This is a genomic window from Stenotrophomonas sp. P5_B8 (assembly GCF_054049855.1).
Genome location: NZ_JBFULO010000006.1, coordinates 1 through 19,548 on the forward strand (window position 1 = coordinate 1; position 19,548 = coordinate 19,548).

At 67.8% G+C, this 19,548-nt stretch carries 14 protein-coding genes; 11 read left to right on the forward strand and 3 right to left on the reverse strand.

Features of this window, described 5'->3' with window-relative positions; all coding sequences use genetic code 11:
• Positions 1–164: 164 nt before the first annotated feature.
• On the reverse strand, positions 165–794 hold the full coding sequence (locus ACXJKH_RS00700; protein ID WP_256777451.1) for an OmpW/AlkL family protein: 630 nt from the start codon (positions 792–794) through the stop codon (positions 165–167).
• A gap of 201 nt (positions 795–995) precedes the next feature.
• On the opposite strand from ACXJKH_RS00700, the gene gap reads away from it, so the two are divergent.
• The 8 genes from gap to ACXJKH_RS00740 all read left to right on the forward strand — a co-directional run bounded on the left by gap (position 996) and on the right by ACXJKH_RS00740 (position 13,144).
• Positions 996–2,000 (forward strand): type I glyceraldehyde-3-phosphate dehydrogenase, encoded by a 1,005-nt coding sequence (gene gap / locus ACXJKH_RS00705; protein ID WP_457317916.1) that lies wholly within the window; start codon positions 996–998, stop codon positions 1,998–2,000.
• Positions 2,001–2,184: 184 nt separating this feature from the next.
• Positions 2,185–4,851 carry a DUF2339 domain-containing protein gene (locus ACXJKH_RS00710; RefSeq protein ID WP_457317917.1) on the forward strand — a complete coding sequence of 889 codons (2,667 nt, stop codon included), beginning with the start codon at positions 2,185–2,187 and terminating at the stop codon, positions 4,849–4,851.
• 5 nt (positions 4,852–4,856) lie between these two features.
• A complete protein-coding gene (locus ACXJKH_RS00715) occupies positions 4,857–6,215 on the forward strand; it encodes a DUF3999 domain-containing protein (protein WP_457317928.1) in 1,359 nt (452 codons plus the stop codon).
• Between the two features lie 658 nt (positions 6,216–6,873).
• Positions 6,874–8,049, forward strand: a complete 1,176-nt coding sequence (locus tag ACXJKH_RS00720) for a phosphoglycerate kinase (protein ID WP_256777448.1) — start codon at positions 6,874–6,876, stop codon at positions 8,047–8,049.
• On the forward strand, positions 8,049–8,717 hold the full coding sequence (locus ACXJKH_RS00725) for an HAD hydrolase-like protein (RefSeq protein ID WP_256777447.1): 669 nt from the start codon (positions 8,049–8,051) through the stop codon (positions 8,715–8,717). The genes ACXJKH_RS00720 and ACXJKH_RS00725 overlap by 1 nt, the downstream gene beginning before the upstream one ends.
• A 213-nt stretch (positions 8,718–8,930) precedes the next feature.
• Positions 8,931–10,397 carry a pyruvate kinase gene (gene pyk / locus ACXJKH_RS00730; protein ID WP_457317918.1) on the forward strand — a complete coding sequence of 489 codons (1,467 nt, stop codon included), beginning with the start codon at positions 8,931–8,933 and terminating at the stop codon, positions 10,395–10,397.
• Positions 10,398–10,563: 166 nt separating this feature from the next.
• Positions 10,564–11,568, forward strand: coding sequence for a class I fructose-bisphosphate aldolase (locus tag ACXJKH_RS00735; RefSeq protein WP_457317919.1), 1,005 nt, complete (start codon positions 10,564–10,566; stop codon positions 11,566–11,568).
• 316 nt (positions 11,569–11,884) lie between these two features.
• Positions 11,885–13,144 (forward strand): M1 family metallopeptidase, encoded by a 1,260-nt coding sequence (locus tag ACXJKH_RS00740; protein WP_457317920.1) that lies wholly within the window; start codon positions 11,885–11,887, stop codon positions 13,142–13,144.
• A gap of 309 nt (positions 13,145–13,453) precedes the next feature.
• Here the strand turns inward: ACXJKH_RS00740 and ACXJKH_RS00745 are convergent, their stop codons facing one another.
• Positions 13,454–14,053 carry an O-acetyl-ADP-ribose deacetylase gene (locus ACXJKH_RS00745; RefSeq protein WP_457317921.1) on the reverse strand — a complete coding sequence of 200 codons (600 nt, stop codon included), beginning with the start codon at positions 14,051–14,053 and terminating at the stop codon, positions 13,454–13,456.
• Positions 14,054–14,299: 246 nt separating this feature from the next.
• Positions 14,300–15,259 carry a cysteine synthase A gene (gene cysK / locus ACXJKH_RS00750; RefSeq protein WP_457317922.1) on the reverse strand — a complete coding sequence of 320 codons (960 nt, stop codon included), beginning with the start codon at positions 15,257–15,259 and terminating at the stop codon, positions 14,300–14,302.
• A 191-nt stretch (positions 15,260–15,450) separates the two neighbouring features.
• Between cysK and ACXJKH_RS00755 the strand changes: the two genes are divergently transcribed.
• The 3 genes from ACXJKH_RS00755 (at position 15,451) to ACXJKH_RS00765 (ending at position 19,245) form a co-directional block, all read left to right on the forward strand.
• Complete coding sequence (locus tag ACXJKH_RS00755; RefSeq protein WP_256777441.1) at positions 15,451–16,434, forward strand: LysR family transcriptional regulator; 984 nt, start codon at positions 15,451–15,453, stop codon at positions 16,432–16,434.
• A 247-nt stretch (positions 16,435–16,681) separates the two neighbouring features.
• Complete coding sequence (locus tag ACXJKH_RS00760; RefSeq protein WP_457317929.1) at positions 16,682–17,116, forward strand: hypothetical protein; 435 nt, start codon at positions 16,682–16,684, stop codon at positions 17,114–17,116.
• Between the two features lie 71 nt (positions 17,117–17,187).
• On the forward strand, positions 17,188–19,245 hold the full coding sequence (locus tag ACXJKH_RS00765; RefSeq protein WP_457317923.1) for a TonB-dependent copper receptor: 2,058 nt from the start codon (positions 17,188–17,190) through the stop codon (positions 19,243–19,245).
• Positions 19,246–19,548: the final 303 nt, after the last annotated feature.

The window sequence follows — 19,548 nt, forward strand, 5'->3', positions numbered from 1 at the left end:
CTGCATACCCGGTCACGCGCGCAGCGCCGCCGCACGCCATCTGCTCCAGCCCGTGGAACAGGATGCTGCGTCCATTGGAGAAGTTCCAAAAAAAATCCCCGGCCGAAGCCGGGGAAAAACGCTTGCTGCGAGGGGTGTTGCGCTGTCGGGTTCTGATCCGCCGATCAGAACTTGAACACGTAGGACACGCCGTAGGCCAGCGGGTCGATGTTGACCGTGCCGATCTTTTCGCCGTTGAGCTTCACCTTGCTGTCGATGTCCATCCAGCGCACATCGACGCGCAGCGAGCCCTTGTCGTTGATCGCGAAGTCCAGGCCCGCATGCGCGGCCAGGCCCCAGGAGTCTTCCAGCGTCAGCTTGCTCCCGGCCAGCGCGCCGCCGGTCTTCTCGCTGAAGAACGTGGTGTAGTTGATGCCCGCGCCGACGAACGGAGACACCTTGCCCTTGCTGTTGAAGTGGTACTGCAGCGAGATCACCGGCGGCAGGTGCTTGGTGCTGCCCACGTTGCCCAGACCGGCAATGTTGATGTCGTGCTTGAACGGCAGCGCCGCCAGCAGCTCGATGCCCAGGTTGTCGGCAATGAAGTACTCACCGGTGATGGTCGGCTTGATGTCGTTGTCGACATCGACCTTCAGCGTGCCGCCGGCCAGCGAACCATTATTGGACTTCGGGGCCACCTGGTGCACGCCGGCACCGATCGTCCAGTCGCCCTTGGACTGGGCCATGGCGGGCGCGGCGGCCAGGGCAAGCGCGGCGGCCAGGCTGGACAGCAGGAGGGGGGAGGTCTTGCGCATGACGGTGTCTCGTTGCGGGGTGGAATGGGGCCAGTTTTCCCGTCCCGGCCCCGCTGCGCCTTGATCCGGATCAATCCGCGGATTTTGACCCTGTAACCGGTTTCCATTCGCCATCGGGGCCTTGGCCCCGGTTCGGCCCTGCTAGAATGAACGCCCCTTTCCATCGGCGCCGCACCGTCGCGGCTGCAGGAGCTTGTGAACATGGCAATCAAGGTTGGCATCAACGGTTTCGGTCGCATCGGTCGCAATGTGCTGCGCTCGGCCGTGCTGAATTTCGGCAATGACATCGAAATCGTCGCCATCAACGATCTGCTGGAGCCGGACTACCTGGCGTACATGCTGAAGTACGACTCCGTGCATGGCCGCTTCAAGGCCGACGTGGAAGTGTCCGGTAGCGACCTGCTGGTCAACGGCAAGAAAATCCGCCTGACCCAGGAACGCGACCCGGCCAACCTGAAGTGGGACGAAGTCGGCGTGGACGTCGTCATCGAGTCCACCGGCCTGTTCCTGACCAAGGACACCGCGCAGAAGCACATCGATGCCGGCGCCAAGAAGGTGATCCTGTCGGCGCCGTCGAAGGACGACACCCCGATGTTCGTGTTCGGCGTGAACGACAAGACCTACGCCGGCCAGGCGATCATCTCCAACGCCTCGTGCACCACCAACTGCCTGGCCCCGCTGGCCAAGGTCATCAACGACAAGTGGGGCATCAAGCGCGGTCTGATGACCACCGTGCATGCGGCCACCGCCACCCAGAAGACCGTCGATGGCCCGTCCAACAAGGACTGGCGCGGCGGCCGCGGTATCCTGGAAAACATCATTCCGTCCTCCACCGGTGCAGCCAAGGCCGTCGGCGTGGTGATCCCGGAGCTGAACAAGAAGCTCACCGGCATGAGCTTCCGCGTGCCGACCTCGGACGTGTCGGTGGTCGACTTGACCGTCGAACTGGAAAAGGAAGCCACCTACGCCGAGATCTGCGCCGAAGTGAAGGCACAGAGCGAAGGCGCGCTGAAGGGCATCCTGGGCTACACCGAAGACAAGGTCGTGGCCACCGACTTCCGCGGCGAGACCCACACCTCGGTGTTCGATGCCGACRCCGGCATCGCCCTGGACAGCACCTTCGTCAAGCTGGTGTCCTGGTACGACAACGAGTGGGGCTACTCCAACAAGTGCCTGGAAATGGCCAAGGTCGTCGCCGCCAAGTAAGCGCGGCGTAGCCTCGGTGATTCCTGCGAACCCCGGCCCTGTGCCGGGGTTCGTCGTTTGTGGCTCGGCACAGGGGCGGGCAGGGGGCGCCCCGCAGTTGCCGCCGATCCATTAGCATGGCCGCGTGCCACCGGCATGGCGTCGGCAGGATGCCGCCGGGGCTCCCCTTTGAGGATGGCGTGGAATGGAAGCTCTGATTGTCCTGCTGGCGGTAGTGGTACTGCTGATCCCGGTGTTGCTGGTGGTGGCGTTGGTGATGATCGCCGGCCTGCGTCGGCGCGTGTCCGCGCTGGAGAGCCAGCAGTTCCATGCCAGCGCGCGACCGTCGGCCGAGGTGCCGATCAGCACGCCGCTGGGCTGGGCTGAGACCGCCTACCGTGCGCCGACGCCGGTTGCTGCCGAACCGCCTCCCGAACCGGCGGTGGTTGCCGCGCCGTTGGCCGCCACCCCGGAGCCGCCGCGCCGTCCACCGCCACTGCCGTCGTCGGCTCCTGCACCGGTGGCGGCCAGCGCGCCATTCCCGCCCGCACCGCCGCAGGGCCCGGGCATCGGCGAGCGGATCATCGGCACGATCAAGCAGTGGTTCACCGAGGGCAACGTACCGGTCAAGATCGGCATGCTGGTGCTGCTGGCCGGTGTCGCTGCGCTGCTCAAGTACGCCAGTGACCAGGGCTGGTTGAACGCACCGATCGAACTGCGCCTGGCCGCGATTGCCGCGGCGGCGCTGGGCGGGCTGGTGTTCGGCTGGATCCAGCGCGATAGCCGGCGCCTGTTTGCGCTGGCCCTGCAGGGCGGCACCATCGGCGTGCTGCTGCTGACCCTGTTCGCCGCGTTCAAGCGCTATGACCTGATCGATGCACTGCCGGCATTTGCGATGAGCGTGCTGCTGATCGCCGGCATGGGCGTGCTGGCGGTCGTGCAGAATTCGCGCACGCTGGCCGTGCTGGGCATCCTGGCCGGGTTCATGGCGCCGATCTGGCTGTCCACCGGCAGCGGCAACCACGTGGCGCTGTTCGCCTACTACGCCGTGCTGAACGCAGCCATCCTGGCCATTGCCTGGTGGCGTCCGTGGCGGGTGCTCAACCTGCTCGGGTTCGCCTTTACCTTCGGCATCGGTACGGCCTGGGGCGTGTTGCAGTACAACGCCGACAAGTTCAGCAGCACCGAGCCGTTCCTGCTGCTGTTCTTCGTCTTCTACCTGCTCATCCCGATCCTCTATGCGCGCCGCCAGCCGGCGGAGAAGCGCGATCTGGTCGACGGCAGCCTGGTGTTCGGCACGCCGCTGGTCGCCTTCTCGCTGCAGGCCGGCATGCTGCACGACGACCGCCTGCTGCTGGCGTTGTGTGCGCTGGCGCTGGCCGCGTTGTATGCAGTGCTGGGCTGGGCGCTGATCCGGCGCGCGCGCTATGCCGTGCTGGGCCAGTCGCACGCGGTGCTGGCGGTGGGGTTTGCCACCCTGGCGGTGCCGCTGGCACTGTCCGCCCGCGCCACCGCCAGTGTGTTCGCGCTGGAAGGCGCCGGGCTGGTCTGGCTGGGCCTGCGCCAGAAGCGCTGGCTGCCGCAGATCGCCGGTGCGCTGTTGCAGCTGGGCGCGGCGTTCGGCTTTGTGGTCGGGGCCGATTACTGGCACCAGGACGCCACCGCGATCGCCAATGCGACCTTCATGAGCGGCGTGCTGCTGGCCCTGGCCGGCTTCGCGTCCGCCCATAGCTATCGACGCGCGCAGCAGGATGCGCCGGCGATCGTCTATTACCTGTGGGGCCTGCTGTGGTGGCTGGGCGGGGTGGCACATGAGATCGGCCGCTTCGTCGCGCGCGACAGCCGCCCCGATGCGCTGCTGATCGCGGTGGCGTTCACTGCCTGGGCCGCCGCCGAAGTGCACCGCCGTGCACCGGCCCGCGCGCTGGCGCTGACCACGCTGGCGATGCTGCTGAGCGCGTTCCCGTTGGCGTTGTGGCAGGCCGATGTGCATCAGCAGCCGTTCGCCGGCTATGGCGCCGTGGCCTGGGCGGTATTTGCAGTGTTGGGCGTGCGCAGCCTGTGGTGCCTGCGCGGCGGACAGGACCGCGCGGCACTGGCGGCGCAGTTCAGCTGGTGGCTGCTGTGGCCCACGGTGGTCACCCTGGCCTGCACGTGGCTGGCCGACCACTTCGTGCTGGCGCAGGGCTGGTCGATCGCGCTGGGGGTGCTGCCGTGGCTGCTGGTCACCGCTACCGCGCTGCTGCGCTGGTCGTGGCTGGCCGTGCCGCTGGGCGCGCGCTTCAATGCGCTGCGCACGGCGCTGACCTCCACGTTGTTCGTGGTCCTTGGGGTCACCTGGCTGGGCCTGCTGATGCTGCCGGCCGGATCGGCACCGCTGCCGTGGCTGCCGCTGCTCAATCCAATGGAACTGGTGCAGTTGGCCGTGCTGGCGCTGGCGGCGCGCTGGTTGTGGTCGGCGCAGGCGCCGGACGGGCCGCGTGGCATGCGCGTGCCGTTGCTGGCCATCGCCGGCTTCATCCTGCTTACCAGTACCACGCTGCATACCGTGCACCACTGGGGCGGCGTAGCCTGGAACGACGCGCTGTGGTCCTCGACCCTGGCCCAGACCAGCCTGACTGTGGTCTGGAGCGTGCTCGGCGTGATCAGCTGGGTATGGGGCTCGCGTCGCGGCCAGCGCACGTTGTGGCTGGTCGGCGCGGTGCTGATGGGCGTGGTGCTGGCCAAGCTGGTGCTGATCGACCGCCAGCACCTGGGCAACCTGCTGGGTATTTCCTCCTTCATCGCCTACGGCCTGCTGTGCACGGTCGTGGGTTACCTCGCGCCGGCGCCGCCGCGCGCCCCGGAACCCGCCGTGGAGCCACACCCGTGAATCGAATGCGCACCCTGATCGCGGCGCTGTCGCTGGCCGCCCTGCCGTCCCTGGCACTGGCCGCCGATGCGCGCCAGGACTATCGCCAGCAATGGCCGTTGCAGCTGTCGGAGCCGCAGGCCGGTGCCTACCGGGTGCTGCTGGACGAAGCGGTCTACCGCAGCGCGGTGTCGCCCCAGTTGGCCGACGTGCAGGTGTTCAATGCGCAGGGCCAGGCGCTGCCGACGACCCTGCTGGCGGCCGACCAGCCGCTGGCACGCGAGGCGCAATGGCAGGCGTTGACGTGGTTCCCGTTGCCGGCGCTGGCCGGCGCGGCCGCCGATGACCTGCAACTACTGACAGAGCGCAACACCGACGGCAGCGTGCGCCGGGTGGAAGCGCGACTGGGGCGCAGCGGCGCGGCCAGCACGCAGGCCGCCGGTTGGCTGGTCGATGCCAGTGCGCTGCACGTGGGCGTGCAGGCGCTGCGGCTGGATTGGCAGACGCAGACGGCGTTGCAGGCGCGGGTGCGGGTGGAAGCCAGCGACGACCTGCGGCAGTGGCAGCGCATCACCGACGATGTGCCGCTGGTGGACCTGCAGCACGATGGGCAGCGCCTGCAGCAGCGGCGCATTGAAATCGGGCACCAGGCGAAGTACTTCCGGATTCTGCCGATGGACGCCGACGCGCTGCCGGCGTTGTCGGCGGTGCAGGCCGAGCTGGTGCCGGCGGCGCAGTCGATCGACTGGCGCTGGCAGTCGCTGACGGACACAGCGGGCAAACCGGGTGAGTTCGAGTACCGCCTGGAGGGGCGCTTTCCGATTGCGCAGGTGGACATCGCCACGGCCGACAACAGCGTGGTGCAGTGGACGTTGCTGAGTCGCGATGATGCGAACCAGCCGTGGCAGGTGCGCGCCGGTCCGTGGGTGGCCTATCAGGTGCAGGATGCGGCGCAGCGGCGTCGGTCGCAGACGCAGTCGTTGCCGGTGCCCAGTCGTGATCGTTACTGGAAGCTGGTGGCGGGGCAGGCGCAGCCGAGCGCGGCGCCGACGTTGAAGCTGGGCTATCAGCCCGAAGCGCTGGTGTTCCTGAGCCAGGGCGAGGGGCCCTACAGCGTGGCGGCGGGCAGTGTGCGTATGGCGCGCAGCGATGCGCCGGTGGGGACGGTGATCGCGCAGTTGCGGGAGCAGCAGGGGGCGCAGTGGCAACCGGCGCTGGCCACGTTGCAGGGCCCGGCGCAGGTGCTGGCCGGCGATGCGGCGGTGGCGCCGCAGCGCGACTGGAAGCGTTGGCTGCTGTGGGGGTTGCTGGTGCTGGGCGTGCTGGTGGTGGGTGGGTTTGCGGTGAGCGTGCTGCGGCAGAAGCCAGGCGGTGCTGCGGAGTGATGGATTGGCTGGTTTCTGCGGGAAGAACTGCCTCGCGGGAAACGGCTTCCGGAGCAGCGGCCAGCAGCAGCGCTTTTGGTAGCAGCGCCTTGACGTTCTTGGCCTGAGGTGGGCGGGTAGCCTTGCCCAGAACACGCCGTAAACCCGTCYYTGGGGGCTCGGTGTTGCCATCCATGGCAAYACACGGTCCTGGGCAAGGCTRCCCGSCCACCTCCKGACAGTGGGTCGCGTTGGCGGTGGGGGGAAGAGCTGCCGGGCAGCGCCCGGCACTACCGGTGGGCTTTTCCATGCGCACCGACCTACTGTCGAGTGTGGGGGCCTGTGGGTTCACGGGACCCTGAGCCGCATGGATGCGGCGACGGAGCTTACAGGTGTGAGGGCGCATTGCTTGCGGGGCACTGCCTCGCATGCGTCCGAACGCACAGCCGCCAGCGGCTGGGCCGGGCCGCGGAGCGGGACTTGCAGCGTGTCCCGTGAACCTACAGGCCCTCGCACCGCGCAGGAGCATCGGCCGCAGGGCGTTGGCGTTGGACTTGGCTTTGGCTCCTGCTCCTGCCTCCGCTTCTGCCCGAAAATTTGCGATGCGCCCGCGCAGCCGGGACAATGGGCGTCTGCGCCGTGCGCGGCGCCCTTTCCTTTTTCAGCCAAAGAGTTGCCCATGTCCATCGTTCGCATGACCGACCTCGATCTCTCCGGCAAGCGCGTGCTGATCCGCCAGGACCTCAACGTGCCGATCGAGAATGGCAACATCACCTCCGAGCAGCGCATCACCGCATCGTTGCCGACGTTGAAGATGGCGCTGGAGAAGGGCGCGGCGGTCATGGTCATGTCGCACCTGGGACGGCCGAAGGAAGGCGTGTGGAGCGACGCGGATTCGCTGGCGCCGGTGGCGCTGCGGCTCTCGCATCTGCTCGGTGTGAACGTACCGCTGGTGCGCGACTGGGTCGACGGTGTCGAGGTCGCGCCCGGCGAGATCGTGCTGCTGGAAAATTGCCGCATGAACGTCGGCGAAGCCAAGGACGATGAAGCGCTGGCGAAGAAGTATGCGGCGCTGTGCGACGTGTTCGTCATGGATGCCTTCGGCACCGCGCACCGTGCGCAGGCCTCCACCCACGGCGTGATCCGCTTCGCCCCCGTCGCCGCTGGCGGTCCGCTGCTGATGGCCGAGCTGGACGCGCTGGCCAAGGCCCTGCACGCCCCGGCAACGCCGCTGCTGGCGATCGTGGCCGGCAGCAAGGTCAGCACCAAGCTTGAGCTGCTCTCCAGCCTGGTCGGCAAGGTCGACCAGCTGATCGTCGGCGGCGGCATCGCCAACACCTTCATCGCCGCGGCCGGTTACCCGGTCGGCAAGTCGCTGTACGAGCCGGACCTGCTGGACACGGCGAAGCAGATCGTCGCCGACGCCAAGGCGCGCGGCGCCGAGATCCCGCTGCCGACCGACGTGGTGGTGGCCAAGCAGTTCCTGCCCGATGCCGAGGCCACGGTGAAGGCGCTGGCCGATGTGGCCGAGGATGACCTGATCCTGGACATCGGCCCGGACACCGCCCGGCACTACGCCGGGTTGATCGCCAAGGCCGGCACCGTGGTCTGGAACGGCCCGGTCGGCGTGTTCGAGTTCGAGGCCTTCAGCCACGGCACCCAGGCGCTGGCGCAGGCGATTGCCGCCTCGTCGGCGTTCTCCATCGCCGGCGGCGGGGACACCCTGGCGGCGGTGGACAAGTACGACATCGCCGATCAGATCAGCTACATCTCCACCGGCGGCGGCGCGTTCCTGGAGTTCCTGGAAGGCAAGACCCTGCCGGCCGTGGCCGCGCTCGACGCACGGGGCGCGTGATGGCGACCGTGGGGCGTCACGCCGATGCCGGGCGGGATGTCCTGTTCTTCGATCTGGATGGCACGCTGATCGACTCGGCGGTCGGCATCACCCAGTGCGTGGCGCATGCGCTCACGCAGATGGGCAAGCCGGTGCCGCCGCAGGAAGAACTGCGGCGCTGGATCGGCCCGTCGCTGCGCACCAGTTTCGCGCCGCTGTTCGCCGATCCGGCCGATGTCGAGCAGGCGGTGACGTATTACCGCGAGCGTTTCGACGTGGTCGGCTGGCGCGAACACGAGGTCTACCCGCGCATCGGCCAGGTCGTGCAGGCCCTGCATGATCGCGGCCATCGGCTGGCCATCGTCACCGCCAAGAACGAGCCGCATGCGCGGCGCATCGTCGAGCACCTGCCGTTCGGCAGCTGCTTCGAGGACGTGATCGGGGCGACCATCGATGGCAGCCGCAGCGAGAAGCCGCAGCTGGTGGCCGAGGCGCTGCAGCGGCTGTCACTGGTCCCGCAGCAGTGCTGGATGATCGGCGACCGGCGCATGGATATCGCCGGTGCGCGCCATCACAACATGCGCAATATCGGCGTGTTGTGGGGTTTTGGCGGGGCCCAGGAGCTGCAGGAAGCCGGTGCGCAGCATCTGGCCAACGCGCCGGATGACCTGCTGACCGTGCTCGCCTGACCGCTGCGGCGGCGTCCCGTACGCCGCCGCATGTCGTGCGCAAAGCCAATCGTGTCGGGGCTTGTCGCCATTCGCGCGTCGGCCGATGTCCGCGCGGCGGTCCGGCGCTGTCTGCGGGACATCGGACAAACCCAGACACCGCAAGGCTGTAAACGTATTCATGGGACGTGAAGGGTGTGCTAATTTCGATCCTTTCCCGGGAGCCCATTTACCATGATTGAGCGTCAGCGCCGTACCAAGATCCTTGCCACCCTCGGACCGGCAACCGACCCGCCGGGCGTGCTGGAGGATCTCTTCCGCGCCGGCGTGAACGTGGTTCGCCTCAACTTCAGTCACGGTGATCCGTCCGGCCAGGCCAAGCGTGCCGCCGACGTGCGCGCCGCCTCGCAGCGGGTGGGCGTGGAAGTGGGCATCCTGGCCGATCTGCCGGGCCCGAAGATCCGCATCGAGCGCTTCGCCGAAGGCAAGATCCACCTCAAGGCGGGTGACCGCTTCGACCTGGTCGCCTCGGCGACGCCGCCGCCGGGTGACACCACCCAGGTGGGCGTGAGCTACCTCGGCCTGCCGCAGGACGTGGCCGCCGGTGACGTGCTGCTGCTCGACGATGGCCTGATGCAGCTGCAGGTGATCGAAGTGCAGGGCGAGCGCATCATCAACACCGTGCTCAACGACGGCGTGCTGTCCGACCGCAAGGGCCTGAACAAGCAGGGCGGTGGCTTGTCGCTGGGCGCGCTGACCGAGCGCGACAAGGAACTGATCGGCATCGTGGCCAAGATCGGCGTGGACTTCATCGCCGTCTCGTTCTGCCGCAATGCGCAGGACATGAACGATGCGCGCGAAATCGCCGAATCGCATGGCTGCTATGCCGCGCTGGTGTCCAAGATCGAGCGCACCGAGGCGATCGAGAACCTGGAAGAGATCATCGACGCCAGCGACGTGGTCATGGTCGCGCGTGGTGACCTGGGCGTGGAAATCGGCGATGCCGAGCTGCCGGGCCTGCAGAAGAAGATCATCAAGGCCTCGCTGGCGCAGAACAAGGTGGTGATCACCGCCACCCAGATGCTGCAGTCGATGGTCGAAAGCCCGATCCCGACCCGCGCCGAAGTGCTGGACGTGGCCAACTCGGTCATCGACGGTACCGATGCGGTGATGCTGTCGGCCGAAACCGCCGCCGGTGCCTACCCGGTCAAGGCCGTCGAAGCGATGGCGCGCATCTGCCTGGGTGCCGAGCGTCAGTTCCAGACCGAGACCGATTTCGGCGCCTCGCCGCGCGGGCTGGAGCGTGCCGACCAGGCCATCGCCATGGCCACCATGTTCCTGTCCCAGCACGTGGGCGTGCGCGCGATCGTGGCAATGACCGAATCCGGTGGCACCGCGCGCTACCTGTCGCGTTTCCGTGCCTCGGCACCGGTGTTCGCGGTGACCCGCCATGACGGCGCGCGCCGCCAGATGGCGCTGATGCGCGATGTGTTCCCGATCAACTTCGACAGCCGCGGCTTCACCCCGCGCGAAGCGGCCCGCGGCAGCATCCGCCTGCTGGTGGAAGCCAACCAGCTGCAGGCCGGCGACCGCGTGGTGTTCACCAGCGGTGAGCACATGGAAACCCACGGCGCCACCAACACCCTGCGCCTGCTGGAAGTGGGCGAAGACGGTCGCGCCAGCGGCCTGGGCGACCTGTAAGGGGAGGGCCGGGCGACGCCCGGCAGTGCAGCACACGGCGGCGCGGCGGAAACGTCGCGCCGTCACACGTTGGCCATCTGAAAGCGTTTCCAGATTCCGTGGACGGTCAGTTCACGGAAGGCGGGAGCTATAATTGCGGTTTTCCCGCACCCGCCACAGGAAATACATGAGCATCGAACAGCTGGCTGAAACCGCCCAGGCCATGGTCGCCCCGGGCAAGGGCATCATCGCGATCGACGAATCCACCGGCACCATCGGCAAGCGCTTCGCCAGCGTCGGCCTGGAGAACACCGAAGAGAACCGTCGCGCCTACCGCGAGATGCTGCTCACCACGCCGAAGCTGAACGAGCATATCTCCGGCGCGATCCTGTACGACGAGACCATCCGTCAGTCCACCAAGGATGGCGTGCCGTTCGCCAAGTACATGGCCGACCACGGCATCATCCCGGGCATCAAGGTCGACAAGGGTGCCCACCCGCTCGCCGGCTGCCCCGGTGAGATGGTGACCGAGGGCCTGGACGGCCTGCGCKAGCGCCTGCAGGAGTACTACAAGCTGGGTGCGCGCTTCGCCAAGTGGCGTGCGGTGATCAACATCGGCGAGAGCATCCCGTCGGGTACCTGCATCGAGTCCAACGCCCACGCGCTGGCCCGTTATGCGGCGCTGTGCCAGGAATGCGGCCTGGTGCCGATGGTCGAGCCGGAAGTGATCATGGACGGCGACCACGACATCGAGACGTGCTACGAAGTCACCGAAGCGACCCTGCGTTCGCTGTTCGACGCGCTGTACCAGCAGAACGTGCTGCTGGAAGGCACCATCCTGAAGGCCTCGATGGTCATCTCCGGCAAGGGCTGCGAAGAGCAGGCCGACGTCGAGGAAGTGGCCGAGTCGACCGTGATGTGCCTCAAGAGCACCGTGCCGGCGATCCTGCCGGGCGTGGTGTTCCTGTCCGGCGGCCAGAGCGATGAGCAGTCCACCGCACACCTGGATGCCATGAACCAGATGGGCAACCTGCCGTGGCCGCTGAGCTTCTCCTACGGCCGCGCCATGCAGCAGGCCGCGCTGAAGCTGTGGGCCAAGGACACCAAGGCCAACATCGCCAAGGCACAGCAGACCGTGTACGACCGCGCCAAGGAAAACGGCCAGGCGGCACTGGGCAAGTGGAACGGCTGATACCGGCCTGACCGCACATGAAGAAACGCCGGCCTCGCGCCGGCGTTTTTTTTGGTGGGGTAGAGCCACCCCATGGGTGGCTGCGCGCGGTGCTTGGGTGGCTGTGCGCGGTGCCTGCGGGGGGCTGTGCGCAACGCCCGGATGGCTGCGCGCGGTGCCTGATCGCAAGCAGGCAGCAGCCACGCATGGCGTGGCTCTACCCGTCGCGGTCTGGCACGATGCGATCCACATTGCCCGGATGGATGCCATGATCGTGCGACGCTGCGTTGGGGTGTTGGTGTTACCGCTGCTGTTTGGTTGCTGCGTGGTACACGCTATGCCGCCACGCGGTTTCGACGTGCTGCACTACAGCGTGGCGCTGGTGCCCGATATCGCCGCCAAGCGCGTGCGGGGGCAGCAGACCGTTCGTTTCAGGGCGGTGCAGACGCTGTCCACGCTCACGCTCGATGCGGGCACACTCGAGGTGACGTCGGTGAAGCAGGGCGGTCGCGCGCTTGCCTTTGTGCAGGCCGATCAGCAGCTGCACATCACACTGGCCACGCCGCTGAAGCCCGGTGCGTCGGCCGAGCTGCAGATTCTCTACCACGGTGCGCCGGCGTTCGGCCTGACGTTCGCCCCCGAGCGCGAGGAGGTCTACACGATCTTCTCCACCAGCCMGTGGATGCCCTCGGTGGATGCGCCCGATGAGCGCGCCACGCTGGATCTGTCGGTAACGTTGCCGCCGGCGCTGCTGGCCACCGGCACCGGCCGCGCGCTGCCCACGCGCACGTTGGCCGATGGACGCCGGGAACATCGCTGGCGGCTGGACACGCCGATGCCCGGTTACGTGTATGGCTTCGCGGCCGGCCGCTACCAGCAGGCCACGCAGCAGCAGGGTCCGGTGCAGCTGCGTTTCCTGTCGGTGGACCGCACGCCGGCGCAGCTGCGGACGGTGTTCGTGCGTACCGGCGACATGCTCGGCTTCTTCGCGGCACGCGCCGGGCTGCCATATCGCGGTGACTATCAGCAGGCGCTGGTGGCAAGCACCATCGGGCAGGAAATGGCGGGTGTGTCGTTGATGTCCGAGGCGTACGGCCAGGAGGTACTCGACGATGCCGACCAGACCGCGTTGATGGCACATGAGGCCGCGCACCAATGGTGGGGCAACCGGGTCACCTGCGCCGGCTGGGAGCATTTCTGGCTCAACGAGGGCATGGCCAACTTCATGACCGCCGCTTACCTGCAGCAGGCGCAGGGCGAGGTCGCCTACCAGGCGCAGGTGGAAGGCTGGCGCAAGCGCTTGGATGCGCTACGGGCCAAGGGCGCGGACCACGCGCTGGTGTATGCCGATTGGAACGCCCCTACCGCCGATGACCGCGCGGTGGTCTACCGCAAGGGCGCCTACGTGCTGCACCTGCTGCGCGGCGAACTCGGCGAAGCGGTGTTCTGGCGCGGCCTGCGCGACTACACCGTCACCAACGACGGACGCTCGGTGGTCACCGCCGATTTCCAGCGGGCCATGGAGAAGGCCGCTGGGCATTCGCTGCAACCGTTCTTCGACGAATGGGTCTATACCGCTGGATCAGCGACGCGGTGACCGGTCTGCGACGCTGGCAAGTCCCTCAGGCGGCAGAGTGCGGCCAGGCGAAGATTCACAAAGCGGGCGGGCGCAGCGTCCACGCTAGGGTCGCCGCGCGGTCGACTGTACGTGCGCTGCGTTATCGCGATCGTGGGCTGTATGCCGGCCGGACACAGCGGGTCGCGAAAAGCCCGCTACGTTCCATCGCCATGCCGGCATTGAACAGTGTCCGAGGGTCGGCAGTCGGCAGGGGGTAACCCTACCTTGGCAACGGCAACGGCAACGTCGATCGCTCCAGCTCTGGCAAGATGACCGGCGTTCGCTCCCTCAGTGCGCCGCAGCCGGCGGCAGCCCAAGCTCCAGCGACGGCAGCAGCGTTGACGGTGGCGCCTCGAACGGTTGGCCCAGCGTGGCCAACGCGGACTGGTACGCCTTGAACGTCGCTGCGTTGTAGGCCACCAGAATGATGCGCTGCGGTTCGCGGTGCGAGCGCTGCCAGGCGACGGTTTCGGTGGCGGCGATCAGCGCGGCCTGGTGCAGCGGGTACCCGAACACCCCGCAACTGATGGCCGGGAAGGCGATCGAATGCAGGTCCATCTTTTCAGCCAGCTGCAGCGACTTCCAGTAACAGTTGGCCAGCAGCGCCGGTTCGTCGCGCTGGCCGTCCTGCCAGACCGGGCCGACGGTGTGGAAGATATGCCGCGCCGGCAGGTTATGACCGGCGGTGGCACGCACCTCGCCCGTCGGGCAGCGCACGCCCGGCCGGATCTGCGCCATGGCTTCGCATTCGGCCAGCAAGCCTGGGCCGGCCGCACGATGGATCGCGCCGTCCACGCCGCCCCCGCCGAGCAGGGATTCGTTGGCCGCATTGACGATCGCATCCACCGCCAGGGTCGTGATGTCGCCCTGCCACACTTCGATCTTCATGCGTACCACTCCTGACTGAAACCGGGTCCATGCAACGGGATGTCGCCTTGTTACTGCACCGTACCGGGCAGCAGGTCGAGGTTGCGTCATCATCGTCTCAGGCAGTGCGACCCGGTGTGCACTGCCTTGCAAATACACGATGCGGGGTGTCGGCTTCACCCCAGATGAAGCAAACCCCGACACCTGAATGCGACAACGCCCACCGAAGGGTGGGCGTCGCGGGGTGCCATGATGACAACGCGGCGATCAGGGCAGACCGGCCAGCCAATCGTCGTCGGAGCCTTCGATGATGTCGGCAAACAGCGGGGTGGAGAAGTAGCGCTCGCCGGTGTCCGGCAGCATCGCCAGGATCACGCTGCCCTTCTCGGCACGCGCGGCGATGTCCAGCGCGCTGGCCATGGTGGCACCGGCGGAGATACCGACGAAGATGCCTTCCTCGGCGGCGAGCCGGCGCGCGGTTTCGATCGCGCGGGTGTCCTCGATGGTCAGCAGTTCGTCATACACGCTGCGGTTGAGCACCTCGGGCACGAAGTCCGGGGTCCAGCCCTGGATCTTGTGCGGCTTCCATTCGTCGCCCTTGAGAAGGGCGGCGCCGGCCGGTTCGGTCGCCACGATGCGGGTCTCCGGGCGGGCCACCTTGAGTACTTCGCCCACGCCGGTCARGGTGCCGCCGGTGCCCCAGCCGGTGACGAAGTAGTCCAGGCGCTTGCCGGCGAAGTCGCGCAGGATTTCCGGCGCGGTGGTGTTGCGGTGGTAGGCCGGGTTGGCGGGGTTGGCGAACTGGCTGGCCAGGAACCAGCCGTGTTCGTCGGCCAGTTCCTTCGCGCGGCGGACCATGCCCGAGCCGCGTTCGGCGGCCGGAGTCAGGATCACCTTGGCCCCGTACGCGCGCATCAGCTTGCGACGCTCGATCGAGAAGGTCTCCACCATGGTGGCCACGAACTTGTAACCGCGCGCGGCCGCCACCATCGCCAACGCCACGCCGGTGTTGCCCGAGGTCGCTTCGACAATCGTGTCGCCGGGCTTGAGGACGCCGCGTGCCTCGGCATCGAGAATGATCGCCAGCGCCAGGCGGTCCTTGACCGAGCCACCGGGATTGAACGATTCCACTTTGGCGTAGACGCTCACGTGGTCGGGGGCGATGCGGTTCAGGCGTACCACCGGGGTATTGCCGATGGTGTCCAGAATGGAGTTGTACAGGGCCATGGGATGCTCCGAAGAAGTCCGTTCACCGCGCGCGGCGCGGCAGGGGGAGAGGGCAGGGCAGACCGTAGACCCGGCATATGCCCCCGGGAAATGACCTGATACCCTTCTTAAACAACATTTGGTTATAAGCTGGTGACGGCAATTGCCCTACAGTCGGATTGCCCTCCCTTTGCCAGCCGTGCCGCACGCCCATGACGCTGACCCAACTCCGTTATCTGGTGGCCATCGCCGACGCCGAGCTCAACATCACGCTGGCGGCCTCGCGCGTGCATGCCACCCAACCCGGCCTGTCCAAGCAGCTCAAGCAGCTGGAGGATGAACTGGGCTTCCTGTTGTTCGTGCGCAAGGGTCGCAGCCTCGAAGCGGTGACCCCGGCCGGGGTGGAAGTGATCGGCCGCGCCCGCGCCGTGCTGTCTGAAGCCAACAACATCCGCACCTACGCGGCCAACCAGCGTCGCGAAAGCCAGGGCCAGCTGATCCTCACCACCACCCATACCCAGGCGCGCTTCGTGCTGCCGCCGGCGGTGGCGAAGATCAAGCAGGCCTATCCGCAGGTGAGCGTGCACCTGCAGCAGGCTGCCGAAAGCGATGCGCTGGACCTGCTCAGCCAGGGTGATGCGGACATCGCGATCATCAGCACCGCGGGCGGTGAGCCCAACGCCGGCCTGGCCATTCCGCTGTACCGCTGGCGCCGACTGGTGCTGGTGCCGCGCGGGCATGCGCTGGACCGCCCGGGCGCGGCACCGGACCTGCAGGCGCTGGCCAACCACCCGCTGATCAGCTACGAATCCTCTACCCGCGGCAGCTCCTCGCTGCAGCGGGCCTTCGCCAGTGCCGGGCTGACGCCGGACATCGCGCTGACCGCGTTGGACGCGGACCTGATCAAGACCTACGTGCGCACCGGCCTGGGCGTGGGGCTGCTGGCGGAAATGGCGGTCAATGCCAGCGACGACGACCTGCGTGCGTGGCCGGCCCCGGCCCCGATCGACGAGTGCATCGCCTGGGCGGTGCTGCCGCGTGATCGCGTCCTGCGCGACTACGCGCTGGAGCTGGTGCACGTGCTTGCCCCACAGATCGATACCCGCGACCTGCGCCGGGTGATCGACGGCAACCAGGAGGCCAACTGGCCGCTGCCCCCCACCTGGGAATCGCTGACGCAGACCATCACCGTCTGAGAAGCGACGGTGATGGCCGCGCATGCTTCCTCTACCCCGCGCCGTTGGCGCGCCCGCTTCAACAGAAGGGGGCTTTTCTCCAGAAGGGTTGAGGCGTTCGGTGGGCGCTTCGAACGGGCCGCTGCGACGGTTGGTCGCAGGGCTCCGGGCTGCCCTGCCCAAGGTCGGGCGCTACCATGAGGGGGTGAACGTCCGCCGTCGCCCGTATGCCGTCTTTCTTCAGCTTGCCTTCGTGGCGACGCTGCTGATGGCGCTGGCGCCGCTGGTCAGCCGCTGGCAGCAGGCGCACGCCGAGGCACCGGTGATGCTCATGCCGACCGGGATGGCCCACGCGATGTCGGGGCCGTTGGATGCCCACGCCGGACACGTCATGGCGCATCAGGACATGCAGCACGACGGCACGCAGCGCCATCACATGGCGACGCAGCCGATGCCGGTGCACACCATGCAGGGCGCTCACGAGCAAGCGGCACCGTCGCCGCCGATGAGCGAGCACGCCGGGCATGGCGACGCCTGCGAGTACTGCATGATGGCCTCGCGGCTGATGCCGTGGCTGGCGGTGCTGATCCTGCTGTTGCCGGCGATGCCGGTCATCGCGCCGCGCGCGTGTCGCGCGGTGCCCACGCCACGCAGCCTGCGCTGGCCTGCCCACGCCGCGCGTGGCCCGCCCGCGCGCTCCTGAAAGCCACCGCCCTTCCTGCCCGTGTCGCCGTGATGGCGGCGCATGCCTGCGTGCTTTTCTGGAGTTTCACCATGACTGTTGCTTCCCGCAGCGCGGGCGCACTGACGCGCCTGTCTGTTTCCCTGTCGCTGGCCCTGGCGGCGCTGCCGCTGCATGCCGCCAATGACGACGCCCGCACCCTCGACACCCTGGTGGTGACCGCCAGCGCGCCATCCTCGCCGCTGCACTGGGTCACCGACCCACGCCTGCCGCGCCAGCCGGTCCCGGCCAGCGACGGCGCCGATTACCTCAAGACGGTTCCTGGCTTTGCCGCCATCCGCAACGGCGGTACCAACGGTGATCCGGTCCTGCGCGGCATGTTCGGCTCACGCCTGAACATCGTCAGCAACGAAGGCAACCTGATCGGCGCGTGTCCGTCGCGCATGGACAACCCGCTGTCCTACATCGCCCCGGAAACCTTCGACCGGTTGACCATCATCAAGGGGCCGCAGAGCGTGCGCTGGGGTGCCGGTGCGTCGGCTGGCACGGTGCGCTTCGAGCGCGATACCCCGCGCTTCGATGCCCCGGGCATCGACCTCAACGCCAGTGCGCTGGTCGGCTCGCGCAACCGCAACGACCAGGTGCTCGACCTCACCGCCGGTGCCTCGCAGGGCTACGTGCGGGTCAACGGCAACCGCTCCGAAGCGGACGATTACAAGGACGGTAACGGCGACGTCGTGCCATCCAAGTGGCGCAAGTGGAACAGCGACGTCGCCGTCGGCTGGACGCCCGATGCGGACACCGTGCTGGAGCTGTCGGCCGGCACCGGCGACGCCATCGCCCGCTATGCCGGCCGTGGCATGGATGGCGCCGCGTTCAAGCGCACCAGCTATGCGGGCCGCGTCGAGAAGGACAACCTGCCCGGCGCCTGGGACAAGCTGCTGGCCAACGTGTATTACAACGACGCCGACCACGTAATGGACAACTACACCCTGCGCACGCCCAACCCGGACAGCAGCATGCCGATGCCGATGGCGGCCAATGTCGATCGCCGCACGACGGGCGGCCGCATCGCCTCGGAGTGGCGCTGGCAGGACATCGCCCTGGTGGCCGGCGTCGATGCGCAGGACGGCCGCCACCGCAGCCGCAGCGGCATGGGTCGCAACACCTATCGCCAGCAGTCCTGGAACACCGACGCGCGCTTCGAAAACCTGGGTGCCTTCACCGAAATCACCCTTGGCGAAGGCACGGCGCAGCGCTGGGTCGGCGGCCTGCGCATTGACCGCGCCGAGGTCACCGACGAACGCCGTCGCGCCGGGATGATGGCCATGCCCAATCCAACCGCCGGCCAGCAGCGCCGCGAAGACCTGGGCAGCGGCTTCCTGCGCATCGAACGCGATCTCGCCCCATCGCTGACCTGGTATGCGGGCATCGGCCACAGCGAGCGCATGCCCGACTACTGGGAGCTGTTCTCGCCCGACATGGGACCGATGGGCGCGGCGAACGCGTTCGCCGGTATCCAGCCGGAAAAAACCACCCAGCTCGACCTTGGCCTGCAATACCGCAGTGACCGCCTCAACGCCTGGGTATCGGCCTACGCCGGCCGGCTGCAGGACTACATCCTGTTCGCCTACCGGGAGGGCGGCATGATGGGCAGCATGACTCAGGCCGACAACGTGGACGCGCGCATCGCCGGCGCCGAAGCCGGCGCGGAATTGGTCCTCACCGAACAGTGGAAACTCGGCGGTACGCTCGCCTACGCATGGGGCGAAAACCGCAGCGACGGCACGCCGCTGCCGCAGATGCCGCCGCTGGAGGCGCGCGTGAGCGCCAACTGGCAGGGCCAGCGCTGGAGCATGGGCGCACTCGCCCGCGCCGTCGCCCACCAGCACCGCGTCGCCGCCAACCAGGGCAATGTCGTGGCACGCGACCTCGGCCCCAGCGCCGGCTTCGCCACTCTCGCGCTCAACGCCGGCTACCGCCTCAGCGATGCGCTGCAGCTCAGCGCGGGTATCGACAACCTGTTCGATCGCGCCTACAGCGAGCACCTGAACCTGGCCGGCAGCGCCGATTTCGGCTTCCCCGCTGATCCGATCCGGATCAACGAGCCGGGCAGGACGGTGTGGATGAAGGTGAATTACCGCTATTGAGCACGCCGGAGAATCCGCCGTTCGCCAGCAAGGCACGGGTATCGACCGTTGGTGGTACCTGTGCGGGAATTCAAGGGCAGCCGACCAGCGGTCGGTCCGAGGTCAGCCGACCGACGGTCGGTTCAAGGGCAGCCGACCAACGGTCGGCTCTACGGGGCTTCGGCGCACGACATTGGCCTCCCGCGGGGCGTTGACGTCATCCGACACGCTCTGACACACACCGATACACCCCTCGACCACCCCAGCACGAAAGGCGTTGCCCCCGTCACCGGTCGCCCTGCCGGCCCCGGTAAACGCTTGGCA

Excerpts from the sequence above, each read along its gene's own strand:
- ACXJKH_RS00700 (WP_256777451.1), bottom strand. The coding sequence starts at position 794 with ATGCGCAAGACCTCCCCCCTCCTGCTGTCCAGCCTGGCCGCCGCGCTT.
- ACXJKH_RS00710 (WP_457317917.1), top strand. The coding sequence starts at position 2,185 with ATGGAAGCTCTGATTGTCCTGCTGGCGGTAGTGGTACTGCTGATCCCG.
- ACXJKH_RS00715 (WP_457317928.1), top strand. The coding sequence starts at position 4,857 with ATGCGCACCCTGATCGCGGCGCTGTCGCTGGCCGCCCTGCCGTCCCTG.
- ACXJKH_RS00720 (WP_256777448.1), top strand. The coding sequence starts at position 6,874 with ATGTCCATCGTTCGCATGACCGACCTCGATCTCTCCGGCAAGCGCGTG.
- ACXJKH_RS00725 (WP_256777447.1), top strand. The coding sequence starts at position 8,049 with ATGGCGACCGTGGGGCGTCACGCCGATGCCGGGCGGGATGTCCTGTTC.
- pyk (WP_457317918.1), top strand. The coding sequence starts at position 8,931 with ATGATTGAGCGTCAGCGCCGTACCAAGATCCTTGCCACCCTCGGACCG.
- ACXJKH_RS00745 (WP_457317921.1), bottom strand. The coding sequence starts at position 14,053 with ATGAAGATCGAAGTGTGGCAGGGCGACATCACGACCCTGGCGGTGGAT.
- ACXJKH_RS00755 (WP_256777441.1), top strand. The coding sequence starts at position 15,451 with ATGACGCTGACCCAACTCCGTTATCTGGTGGCCATCGCCGACGCCGAG.
- ACXJKH_RS00760 (WP_457317929.1), top strand. The coding sequence starts at position 16,682 with ATGGCGCTGGCGCCGCTGGTCAGCCGCTGGCAGCAGGCGCACGCCGAG.
- ACXJKH_RS00765 (WP_457317923.1), top strand. The coding sequence starts at position 17,188 with ATGACTGTTGCTTCCCGCAGCGCGGGCGCACTGACGCGCCTGTCTGTT.